Below are 9889 nucleotides of genomic sequence, written 5' to 3'. Positions count from 1 at the left end.
AGTGGTGCAGCTGCTACGGGAGCAGCAGTAGCGCATATGCCAAAAACGAGCGCAGACATTTTCGCGATCAATTGAATAGCTCCGAAACGATTTCCAATCGGAACCCCTTAGCCATCAACCGTATCAAAAGGCTGAATGTCTCGGTCATATGTCCCGAGCAGTTGGACGATAACGGCCATTATGTTGATCCCGGCATCTGATAACTGCTTGCACAAGATAACCGGCAGAACCTCCGTGATCGAATTCAGATTAGTCAGATCAAGCGGCTCGTATCGCTTTTACATCTGCGTCGGTTAAGCCAAACGCTTCCGCGATCAATTCCTCGATTCTCTTAGATGCTTTGTTCAGTGCTGCGACCGCGCCGCGCGCCGCTGCTTTCGATTCACTGAAGTGCTCGATCCATTCGCCTTTCTCCTTTACGGGCACTGGAATGCCTTGTGCCGTGAGTTCTTCGATGAATTCGAGTGGCGAGAGTTCAAACCAAGTATGCAGGCGACGCCTCAGTTTCGCTGGAGCACCGGATGCGCGGATGGCCATATGCATCTTCCGCGTGATGCCGTCCAATTCTGATCTTGCGGTCAGTATCTCGTCGACTGCTGCTGCGATTGCAGTTCGATCTAGAGATTCGGGAATGGGTATTGAATTGATCATATCTGGCTTGAAAACCACGCCTCCGTTATAACTGGCGCTCGCGTACCGGTGGCGAACATAGAAGGATGAGATGCTGCTGTTCACCAAACCGGCAACGGTTTTTAGGATATTGGGATCTGAGTGGCAAATTACCAGAGTGGATTTGCCGGGTACGAAACTCCCCTCCAGATCGATCGCTGCGTCAAGCAACGTTATGCCCTTAATGACAATCTTCGGCGAGGCGGCGCGTTTGCGGTAAGTCGCCCCAAGCCGCGAGTTGAACTCGGTCTTGAGGACTGCGGGATGTACGTAATCTTTCTTAAGATAACGCATCGGCTGTGAACCCCAACGGAACATATAAGGGCTCAGAGTTCCAGTGTTGGCAACTTATAGTAATGTTCAGAAAAGTCTGTTGGCAGTTCGAGATCTTCCAAGATTTCTCCTAGTACATAGGTGTCTCCGGTTGCGCATGCGTTTTCAGCAGGTGCGATATCACCCAACGGAGAGTGTTTGACCGCATCCAGCTTGGCCATCAAGCTTGTATATGGCGACAGTAAACGGTCGAATCCACTTACGCCATCAAGATTGACCTTATGCACCTCATTAGTGACCACGATGTCATCATTATCAGCAATGGTGAGCATTTTCAGCGTTTCGGTCGCTTCAGCGCCGATAACCGTTACAATAGAATCCACTAGCGCACTCTCGAAAACTCCCCGGCCAAACGGAAGAACGGATATCAGACCAGGGAGAACCCGCTTCCGCATCTCAATGCCGAAGTCCTTTGAAATCCATTTGTCTGGCGTAATGTATGACAGGTAGCCACCTTTGGCCATTAAGTTGCAGCCTAATTCCAAGAAGGCGATGTACAGATCCCAATTGCCGCGTGTTTGCTTGAACGTGTCCGTCAGGTATGCCCGCTCCCGAGGATACGCTTTCGTCATCGCCTCCGAGTCAACGTAAGGAGGATTGCCGAGCACGATGTCGAACCCGCCCTTTTCCATCACGTCCGGGAACTGGGTTTTCCAATCGAATGCCAGATCGCGTGCGATACTTGCGTCGGCAATTAGAGAGTTGCCAGTTTTGATATTGTTATCGAGGTAGCTGAGCTTTTCGTTTCGGTTAGCGGTCTTCAGCCAGAGCGAGAGCTTCGTGATTTCCACTGACTCCCTGTTGATGTCTACGCCAAAGATGTTGTTGGCGAGAATGTGAGTGTCCCAGCGGAACAACACCATCTGTCCGCCGTAGAGGGTCTCCAACATACCATTGATGATTCGACCCTCGCGATAGAGGTAGTCAAACACCTCATTAAGAAAAGCGCCTGAACCGCAGGCGGGATCGATTACCCTTATCGTTGAGAGGCGGTCTCGATATGCCTCCCACAGATCAATGTGGCGCTGCACATTGGCATTGTAGTCCAGCTTCTGTCCGCGCTTCACGCCAACCAGCCGAATCGATGCGTAATCGGCATCGGTCAAGGGCTCAATTCTGTCGAAGCCAAGTTCAATCTTTCTGTCATTAAGCCACCGGCCTACGACTTGCTCCACTATATACCGAGTGATTAACGGCGGCGTGTAGAAGATGCCATCCCGTTTGCGTTTCGAGCCTGCTGCGGTGGATGGCGCGGAATCCGGATCCAGTTGCTTTTTGATTTCTTCTATATCACTGATCGACTGCTCAAACACATGCCCCAAGATGTTCACGGAGACTTCGGTGTCGAAATCGTAAGACCCGATATCAGCCAAAGCGGCGCAGATATCATCGGAGAGACTTAGGCCGTCAATGAATTCATTATAGGCAAACAGTCCCCCGTTGTACCCAGGGATGTTGAGCTTTTCATTGCCCTTGTCGATGGCATGAAACAAGCCTTTGAAGTTGATCCACGCGGGCTGAGGGCTGTACGGATTACGAAGCTCAAATGCCTCCTTCAGCGTGCTCTTCTTCAGCAGATTTTTGTCTTCGGCAAAGGCAACGAACAGAATCCTGTCCAAAATAGTTTGCGCGGACTCGATCGCTTTCAGAGGCTGGTCCGTTTGAGCGCTGATTTCGTCTATAAGTTTGAGACGCGTGTCCCGATATTGTGCATAGAGCTCAGCGGTCACTTCCTTCTCGGCAGTTTCGCTGTTTTTAAGCAGCAGGAGTGTAGCGCCGGAAAGCAAGTTTTCGGCGGAAAGAAGCAATTGAAACCTGTGGTAGTTCTCCGGCTTGGTCATAGTAACCAAGTCGAATTCCTCGTACTCCTTTCGGCCGTAGCCGACCGCATAAAGGCGGATTGTACGATAGTTGGATACCAGAACCCATTTAGCACCCTTCGCATCCATCGCGTATTCCCATGCTTGTTGCACAGGAGATTTGTTGCGGCCGGGCATCACCGCGTCGAGGTCCTTCGTTTTTGCGCCCTTGAGTTCGAAGGGAGCATAAATTTCAGATTCTATGTCCACTCCGAAGCGGCCGAGGGCAACGTCCACATTGCCGCCGCCTACGGGCTGGTTCTTAGCAACTGACCACGACGCTCCATTGCTGCTGCCGACATATCCAAGTACGTCCACGAGAATGCGCTGGATAAATTCCGCATCGTTCTGCGTTTCACTGTCGTAAATTCCTGCATCGACATTTCTGGCCCATGCCTCCAGGATTTCTCGATGAGTATTCGGCAATTCACTAAGAGCGTTGATTTTCTTGTTTACGACGCGAGGCAGGAAAAGGGGCATCGGGCGAACAATCCGAATTGTGGACACCTACGCGACCGATAGCATAGCGGCTAGGGATGGCTAGGCTCCTCTGCGCGACCCGCCACTTTTTGCAAACCCACGGAATGGCTCACACAACTTTGAACGGTCGTAAAGTTCGATAACTGCGGTTATGTTTATACCGCCGAACTGGTTGACAGAGCAGGCCGGAATGCGCATATTTGTGCGCATGAAAGGATACTGCAATGGGTAGGTTTGAGCTTGAATTCACAGGGCAGGCCCGGAAGCCTACCAATGTCTCCCTCGACACGGCGTTAGTGGCGGAAGCTAAAGGGCTCGGCATCAATATCTCGCGTGCGTGCGAGGTAGGGCTGTTGGAGCAGATAGCCAAGGAGCGGGGGCGACTATGGAGGGAGGAAAACGCTTCCGCCTTGAAAAGTTCGAACGACTACGTTGAGCAACACGGTTTGCCCTTGAGCAGGCACCGCCAATTCTAATGGCAAAGTTTGATGTGTACCGCCAAAAGAATGGTGGTCCTCTTCTGCTTGATTGCCAGGCGGACCTTCTTGCTGATCTCAACACCCGGTTGGTCGTCCCGCTTCTCCCGGTTGAACAAGCACCCAAACCCGCAGCGCGGCTTAACCCCGTCTTTGATCTGGATGGCGAACGCTACACCATGGTGACGCAATTTGCGGCGAGTGTGGCAACGCGGGAGTTGGGGGAAATCACGCAATCGCTCAGGTCAGAGCAGGACACTATTGGTGCTGCGCTAGATATGCTTATTTTGGGCTTCTGATGGGCGAACGGTACGACGACTGGGGGTCACGCAGCTTGTGGCACATCGACGATTTTTTGGAACTCGCCCAGTATCTCGGCATGATGATGCGCCAGATATCGCACAACGCGAGCGTTGCCGAGAAGGCGGTTCACGTATCCAATTGCTAAAACGAGATCCAGGTGATCTGCGCCGTAGGTTTGTTCAACCATCTTGAATTCTCGGTCTAGACTGGCTGACTCACGTTCCATGAGCGCTATTTGCTCGGAGGTTAGGCCCTTCACGACTTTCCCCTGGCCCGTCACGAGCTGGTCCTCCGGAGTGGCTGCAACCAAGGATTTGGCATAGCCGACGGAAAATCGGTTCATCGCGATCATGAGCTCGGCTGCCTCAATTTGGCGTAGGGGCTTCAACTTTCGCAGTTCAACAAAGGCAGCCAGCGGGAGATGCTTGTCACTGAGAAGGGCAACAGCTTCAGGGCAGATGCCGTTAAGGAGATTTCTCTTTGCCCGAATGTTGGCTATGTTCACATTTAAAGCCCTAGCCAGACGTTCTTCAGAAACGCCTTTACGCACTGCGTTTAGAATCATTTTGTGTTCTTGAATGATAGCAATTCTGTTGACGCGCCTGTTGTAGGTGAATGCTTCATCTTCAGTAGCGACAAGGCATACCACCTCTGACTCGCCTCGCTCGAGCAGGATTTGTATTCGGAGGTGGCCATCAAGAAGGTGATACTGGTCCGAAGTGTGAGGGTCTCTCACTACAACAGGGGGTTCGATGATCCCAACCTCACTGATCGATGCCGCAATCTGAGCATATTTCACAGATTTCTTTACGGAATCGGATACCTCTCGCAGGGGCAGTATTGCCGCAAGATTGATACGCAGAGTGGAATTTTCGAACGCTTGAGCGATCGGCTTGCGCGGCCTCGTCATAGGTTGCCTCCCTGCATCCCTAAGCGTATGGCTATATTCTCAGGCAGTGTGGCTAGGTTTTCGTCCTCGGCAAGTCCGACGAATTGCTGGTCCTTGATCAGCTTGCGAAGCGCCTCAACAATGAAGATCAGGCGGCTGCGGGTGATTTCGGTGCGTCTAATCATAACGCGTTTCCGGTCGGTTTCTTCTTGGTAGGCTTTTACTAAAGCATCGGCCGAAACCTGGATGCGCGGTTTACTGTTGGACCAGTCCAAGCCTTTACCTCGGCGTCTTCGTATTTCGAGCAGCCTCTTGGCGGCGACGAAGCGGCGCCCTTTGAGAAGGCCCTTGCCATATGCGCTGCTTAGCGCTGCCTGTGCATCTTGGTCGGGAGCGTCTGCGATTTCGATGGCTATACTAAGGGGAATCGTTCCGCTTTCCACCGATTGCAGCAGGCGCTTTTCACCGGTTTCCAACAGATGGGCGACGCCGCCAACATATTCGGCGGTCAAACCAGTTCGCCGCGCGATGTCGGCGATTGAATACCCGCGCTGCCTCATCCCAGCTATATCTTGAAGGAGGTCGATAGCTTTGTGCTGCCGTCGAGCACAATTTTCCACCAGACTAGCGACCAGGCAATCCTCCGGATCTGCGGTAACGACCAAGGCGGGAACTTCGGCCTGCTCCAATGCTCGATAGGCTTCAAGGCGTCCTTGCCCGCACACCAAATCGTAATATGGGCCATCAGCTTCCGCGCGTCGGGTGACAGTGATGGGACGCTTGAGGCCGACCTTGCCGATGCTATCAACGATTTCTCGGAAGACCCTTCTGTTTCTAATGCGCGGGTTCACAACGGTGATCCGGTCGATCGGGATCAGTTCAACCCTTTGTGCAGGTAGTGCGCTTGTCATGCCGCATTCCTCATTCGACGGCGAGCAGCCAGTCGGTAAAACAATGACAGATCATCGAAACGGTAGGCGTCGAACGAAAGGCCATTATATTCGGACAGACGCAAGAGGGCAGATCTCATATCGAGGCGAGGTAAGATGTAGAAGTCTCTAGGAACCTCATTATCTTCATTCATTCGGGCGACGACTGTGATGTCCGGATTGAGTGCCGTATCCAATCTGACCTTCCATCTCAGCGAGCCTGCGCCGGTTTGGAAGCAGCGGACAATTACAATAGATGCGGTAAACTCTCGATTGATGCTGATTAAGTCTGTATCTTCCTCAATGAGTGCTATGCCTCCTGCTGCCTCGATGCCAGTAATGACGCCGGTCATAATGCCAGGATGCAGTTCCCGAAGTCTCCTGTTGATCTGGAGATACCGGTAATCACGATGCGGCGAGAAGCCGACCAGAGCGTAAGCGCGCAAGAGGCTGCCAAACCTCAACCGAAATGCGCTACTGGAAGGCGCATCACAGGCTTCGTCTATGATGATCCCCGAAAGCTGGCCGTTCCGATCAAGTATCTTCTTCAAGGCATCAAGCATCTCGGTATCAGACAGTTTCTCCGACCGAGCTGCAATGATGGCCTGAGCCTTTGCAAAAACTGTTCGATCAATGATCGCGTCAAATGCACCATCCGATCGTATCCACTCTTCTGGACGGTTTCGGACATGCTCGCGTTTCAGTTTGAAGGACGTGCGCCCCCAAACATTGTTGCCGATGTATTTTTCATTGATCAGTAGTTGGTGGATCGAGCCTCGCGTCCACGGGCGGCCCAAATCTGACAGAATGTTTTGGCTGTTGAGCATCGCGGCAATCTCCCGCTCCTGCATGCCGTCGTGAACGAACCGACGGTAAACATCCTGAACGATTTTCACCTCATCCTCGGGACCGGGGACAAGAACGATCCGATCGGTTGCAATGCTCTTGTGTTCGCCTCGGCCCAACTCGCTCTTCTTACGACCGTCCTGATCAACAAGCACCCGCCGTAGCCCGAAGCCAGCCGCGCCACCCTGACGAAAGCCGAGCCGGATCAAATTTGCCTGACCTGCAAAAACCTTCACAGAAAGTTCGCGGCTGTACTCGCCCGCCATCGCTCGTTTGACGGTTTTGATGATCGATGACCCGATGCTACCGTCGTTCTCAAGCGGTTCAGCGCAATAATGCACTGAAACACCGGCATGTCTGCATCTGAACTCGTAGGATGCAGCTTCATCCGTGTCCTGGAAACGGCCGAAGCGGCTGATGTCGTACACGATGAGCGCCTTAAACTGGGCGCGTCCTGATTCGATATCGTCCAGGAGACGTTGCAGCGCTGCGCGCCCGCCTAGGCTAAGGCCGCTCTTCCCTTCATCGGCATAGGTTTTGACGATCTCATAGCCCCGCGCTTCGGCATACTCCCTGATGGCTTGGGCCTGATTGTCGGTCGAATATCGCTGATGTTCCGTTGACATGCGGACATATTCAGCCGCTGGGATGCGCTTCCCTTCCCCGTGGGCGTCTGGTGCGCCGGGCTGGTTCCAGTTGATAACCATGCCAGTCTCGCGTTTGGCAGGATGTGCCAGCTGGTCGGCTTACTATGGAAGGCGGTGAAGTATGCTTCCTAATACCGGAACTCGGCTTCCGAAACGGCCCTTGTATTCGGATTTGGATATCGCAGATGCTATAAGCAGGGCGCTCACCGACGAGCTCGGAGGCTCGGCACGGGCAGCAAAGACAGTGATGAGGTGGGCTGACGTGAGCGACCGGTCAGCCCGCGCCTGGCTGCATGGGCAGAGTTGCCCAAGCGGACGGAATTTGCTGGTGCTGGCCGCGCACTCACGGCGCGTAATGACGGCATTGCTAAAGCTGCTGGGTCATGATCAGCTAATGGTTGCGCTTGACCTGCAGGAGATCGAGAATGAGCTTGAGCGGATGACTGAGCGTGTCAGACGCCTGCGCAGCGAAATGTCGCCATAGTCAGTTCGCGCTCATTTGCGCGGGGTAGGCTGACATAAGATCTGTGCTGCCGATTTGGTTTCGCAGGTATAGTGCAGGTCGAATTTCAGGATCGCTTCCTACCAAAGTGTCTTCAATAGGAAGACGCCTTGACCGGCTCTGCGCCGTGTTTGGGTAGGGCGTGGGAGAGGGCGAGATTGCCTCCCGCTTTCATCGCAAAATTGGCAGAAAGCCTGGGTTTTCGCTCAAACCGTGAGTCGCCTTCGTAATGATGGGGTCACGTGTTCGAGTCACGTAAGCGGCACCAGAGCCTCTTCTCAAAACATCCAAAAACGTTGATTTTCTGCGGGTTCCGAGAGATTCTGCTCTTCTCGGTGATCTCGCTTTGTTCCAAGAAATGTCGCCAGATCTCATGAAAATGGGGGCATTTTTGGGGGCAGAGTGATAGGAAGAAGAGGAATGCCCCCAAATGGCCCTGAAAGCCGCAGAAATCCGCGCCTTTCCAGCACTTGATAGCGCCTATCGAAAGACAGATGCAAAAGGCCTCTATCTAGAGATTCGCCCGAACGGCGCGAAGCGCTGGTTCTTCAAATATCGAGTGCTGGGAAGTGAGAAACGCCTGACCCTCGGAGACTGGCCAGAGGTCAGCTTGGCTGAAGCACGCGATCTGCGTGACCAGGCCAGGCGAGAGGTTAAGGAGGGTGGAGATCCGCTCCACGACCGAAAGAAAAAGAAAATCATGGCGCGACTGAGCGCGGGCAATAGCTTCCAGTCCGTTGCAGAGGATTTTATAGCCGTGAAATTCGTTGGCAACCAAAGAGCGGCGGCGACCATCGAGAAGGCGCGCTGGTATCTCTCGCAGCTTACAAAGCCGATCGGTGGCCGACCTGTCGCCGAGATAGAGCCATCCGAACTGCTCGCGGTGTTGAAGAAGCTGGAAAGGGCAGGGAAGAGGGAAACGGCGGTAAGGACGCGCGCCTTCGCCAGCCGCGTTTTTCGACACGGCGTGGCCATGGCGCTATGTAAGTCGGACCCTGCAGCGTTGCTTGGTGACGCATTGATGTCGCCGATCGTCAAGCATCATGCTGCTATTCTCGATCCTGTACAATTGGGAGAACTGCTCAAGGCCATCGACGAATATGGCGGCGGAGCGGTCGTCAAGGTCGCGATGCAAGTCTTGCCGCATGTCTTTGTCCGGCCAGGAGAGTTGCGGCTGGCTACATGGGACGAAATCGACTGGGAAGAGGCGGTGTGGCGTGTTCCGGCTGAGAGAACGAAGCTGCGCCGGCCGCACAGCGTTCCGTTATCCCGTCAATCTCTTGCACTGTTCAGAGATCTTCGCCTTCATACCGGTTGGATGGACTGGATGTTTCCGGGGGAGCGTAGCCACAAAAAGCCGATGTGTGAGAACGCCATCAACACAGCTTTGCGCCGGATGGGCTTCGATCGGAACACAGCTACAGCTCATGGTTTTAGGGCGACGGCCAGCACGCTTTTGAACGAGAGCGGTCTTTGGCATCCCGACGCGATCGAGCGAGCTTTAGCGCACGGCCACAGCAATGCAGTACGCGGCACTTACACGCAGCGCGGCGGCGTTCCCATGGTCGAGCGGAGCGCCCTCATCGCCGATCTGATCGCAAGCCTGACGTCGCAGCCATCCCCGCTGGCACAGGCGGCCTGATCGATAGCGGCGGCAGCGATACCGCCGCTATCCCTTTCGGGAGATTTTCGATGACCGACAATGACGATCCCGCGCTACTCGCGCGGCTGGAGGATGCGGTGCTTCGATTGCCCCGTATCCAGCGCGACATCTTCCTTGCTGTCCGGCTCGATGCGATGATCCTCAAGGTGATCCTCTATGGCAGCTATGCGCGCGGCACCTGGGTGGATGAGCCGCATACCGCCAAGGGCTACAAGTCCGACTATGATCTTCTCATCATCGTGAGCGACAAGCGGCTCACCGACCGCGTCAAATATTGGGCCATGGCCGCCGTC

10 protein-coding genes and 1 pseudogene are annotated in these 9889 nt (G+C 54.0%); 5 read left to right on the top strand and 6 right to left on the bottom strand.

Features of this window, described 5'->3' with window-relative positions; all coding sequences use genetic code 11:
- Positions 1-200: hypothetical protein (locus tag NCHOL11_RS18375; protein WP_217991062.1), on the top strand; the 200-nt coding region annotated here is incomplete at its 5' end.
- A gap of 58 nt (positions 201-258) precedes the next feature.
- Here the strand turns inward: NCHOL11_RS18375 and NCHOL11_RS10290 are convergent.
- On the bottom strand, positions 259-987 hold the full coding sequence (locus NCHOL11_RS10290; RefSeq protein WP_141397840.1) for a hypothetical protein: 729 nt from the start codon (positions 985-987) through the stop codon (positions 259-261).
- Between the two features lie 8 nt (positions 988-995).
- On the bottom strand, positions 996-3341 hold the full coding sequence (locus tag NCHOL11_RS10285) for an Eco57I restriction-modification methylase domain-containing protein (protein WP_097092218.1): 2346 nt from the start codon (positions 3339-3341) through the stop codon (positions 996-998).
- Between the two features lie 224 nt (positions 3342-3565).
- Here NCHOL11_RS10285 and NCHOL11_RS10280 point away from each other — a divergent pair, with 224 nt between their 5' ends.
- Both NCHOL11_RS10280 and NCHOL11_RS10275 read left to right on the top strand, forming a co-directional pair.
- A complete protein-coding gene (locus NCHOL11_RS10280) occupies positions 3566-3817 on the top strand; it encodes a type II toxin-antitoxin system CcdA family antitoxin (protein WP_097092217.1) in 252 nt (83 codons plus the stop codon).
- Entirely contained in the window at positions 3817-4116 is a 300-nt protein-coding gene (locus NCHOL11_RS10275; RefSeq protein WP_097092216.1) for a CcdB family protein, read from the top strand. Before NCHOL11_RS10280 ends, NCHOL11_RS10275 begins: the two co-directional genes overlap by 1 nt.
- 26 nt (positions 4117-4142) lie before the next feature.
- Here the strand turns inward: NCHOL11_RS10275 and NCHOL11_RS10270 are convergent, their stop codons facing one another.
- Genes NCHOL11_RS10270 through NCHOL11_RS10260 form a run of 3 tightly spaced genes read right to left on the bottom strand, consistent with a single transcriptional unit; the run spans position 4143 to position 7491 of the window.
- The gene (locus tag NCHOL11_RS10270) at positions 4143-5030 is read right to left on the bottom strand and encodes a plasmid partitioning protein RepB C-terminal domain-containing protein (RefSeq protein ID WP_097092215.1); all 888 of its coding nucleotides are present in this window, start codon (positions 5028-5030) and stop codon (positions 4143-4145) included.
- Positions 5027-5920 carry a plasmid partitioning protein RepB C-terminal domain-containing protein gene (locus NCHOL11_RS10265; RefSeq protein ID WP_097092214.1) on the bottom strand — a complete coding sequence of 298 codons (894 nt, stop codon included), beginning with the start codon at positions 5918-5920 and terminating at the stop codon, positions 5027-5029. Before NCHOL11_RS10265 ends, NCHOL11_RS10270 begins: the two co-directional genes overlap by 4 nt.
- Complete coding sequence (locus NCHOL11_RS10260; RefSeq protein WP_097092213.1) at positions 5917-7491, bottom strand: recombinase family protein; 1575 nt, start codon at positions 7489-7491, stop codon at positions 5917-5919. Before NCHOL11_RS10260 ends, NCHOL11_RS10265 begins: the two co-directional genes overlap by 4 nt.
- Before the next feature lie 872 nt (positions 7492-8363).
- Here NCHOL11_RS10260 and NCHOL11_RS10250 point away from each other — a divergent pair.
- The gene (locus NCHOL11_RS10250; RefSeq protein WP_097092211.1) at positions 8364-9575 is read left to right on the top strand and encodes a tyrosine-type recombinase/integrase; all 1212 of its coding nucleotides are present in this window, start codon (positions 8364-8366) and stop codon (positions 9573-9575) included.
- Positions 9576-9649: 74 nt separating this feature from the next.
- Here the strand turns inward: NCHOL11_RS10250 and NCHOL11_RS18185 are convergent, their stop codons facing one another.
- Entirely contained in the window at positions 9650-9793 is a 144-nt protein-coding gene (locus NCHOL11_RS18185; protein ID WP_176502220.1) for a hypothetical protein, read from the bottom strand.
- On the opposite strand from NCHOL11_RS18185, the pseudogene NCHOL11_RS18570 reads away from it, so the two are divergent.
- Positions 9734-9877: pseudogene (locus NCHOL11_RS18570) on the top strand (nucleotidyltransferase domain-containing protein); the annotation flags it as partial. The gene NCHOL11_RS18185 and the pseudogene NCHOL11_RS18570 overlap by 60 nt on opposite strands.
- Between the last annotated feature and the right edge of the window lie 12 nt (positions 9878-9889).

It is taken from the genome of Novosphingobium sp. Chol11, assembly GCF_900218065.1.
GTDB lineage: Bacteria > Pseudomonadota > Alphaproteobacteria > Sphingomonadales > Sphingomonadaceae > Sphingobium > Sphingobium agri.
The sequence above is the reverse complement of the archived record's forward strand: the minus strand, read 5'-3'. Positions and strand labels throughout refer to the sequence as shown.

Bases quoted from the DNA above. Each gene is read 5' to 3' on its own strand.
- NCHOL11_RS10265 (WP_097092214.1), bottom strand. From the start codon at position 5,920: ATGACAAGCGCACTACCTGCACAAAGGGTTGAACTGATCCCGATCGAC.
- NCHOL11_RS18185 (WP_176502220.1), bottom strand. From the start codon at position 9,793: ATGCGGCTCATCCACCCAGGTGCCGCGCGCATAGCTGCCATAGAGGAT.
- NCHOL11_RS10280 (WP_097092217.1), top strand. From the start codon at position 3,566: ATGGGTAGGTTTGAGCTTGAATTCACAGGGCAGGCCCGGAAGCCTACC.
- NCHOL11_RS10260 (WP_097092213.1), bottom strand. From the start codon at position 7,491: ATGGTTATCAACTGGAACCAGCCCGGCGCACCAGACGCCCACGGGGAA.
- NCHOL11_RS10290 (WP_141397840.1), bottom strand. From the start codon at position 987: ATGTTCCGTTGGGGTTCACAGCCGATGCGTTATCTTAAGAAAGATTAC.
- NCHOL11_RS10250 (WP_097092211.1), top strand. From the start codon at position 8,364: ATGGCCCTGAAAGCCGCAGAAATCCGCGCCTTTCCAGCACTTGATAGC.
- NCHOL11_RS10270 (WP_097092215.1), bottom strand. From the start codon at position 5,030: ATGACGAGGCCGCGCAAGCCGATCGCTCAAGCGTTCGAAAATTCCACT.
- NCHOL11_RS10285 (WP_097092218.1), bottom strand. From the start codon at position 3,341: ATGCCCCTTTTCCTGCCTCGCGTCGTAAACAAGAAAATCAACGCTCTT.
- NCHOL11_RS10275 (WP_097092216.1), top strand. From the start codon at position 3,817: ATGGCAAAGTTTGATGTGTACCGCCAAAAGAATGGTGGTCCTCTTCTG.